Here is a 278-nt window from a genome sequence, read left to right as displayed (position 1 = left end):
ATTTTGAGCAAAAAAAGAATATAGCCTAAATGCCCTAGGAACCTTCTCGGATATAGCGTCCAACATATTCCAACCAGCCTTAGTGACTTGTGACCAGTCAGGTGGATTCAACCGATCTCGTTTTTGCTTAGTGTTTTGGGCTTGATCTTGTGCCTTGTGATCTCGCCGTTTTTGCTGTTCAAAGTCTTCAAATCGCTGTTCCAGCATACTTGCATCCTTACCTGCAACAATCTTTCGTACCTTACGAAATTTATATCGTACAGTACGAAACAACACAC

General features: G+C 41.7%; 1 protein-coding gene. It reads right to left on the bottom strand.

The window, feature by feature from the left end; translation table 11 throughout:
• A partial coding sequence (locus QP420_RS06575; RefSeq protein WP_481616902.1) for a hypothetical protein occupies positions 1–207 on the bottom strand: 207 nt, incomplete at its 3' end.
• Positions 208–278: the final 71 nt, after the last annotated feature.

The organism is Bifidobacterium sp. UMB1197, assembly GCF_030217745.1.
Taxonomy (GTDB): Bacteria; Actinomycetota; Actinomycetes; order Actinomycetales; family Bifidobacteriaceae; genus Bifidobacterium; species Bifidobacterium vaginale_B.
Note: the sequence above shows the minus strand (reverse complement) of the source record. Positions and strands in the feature narration are given on the sequence as shown.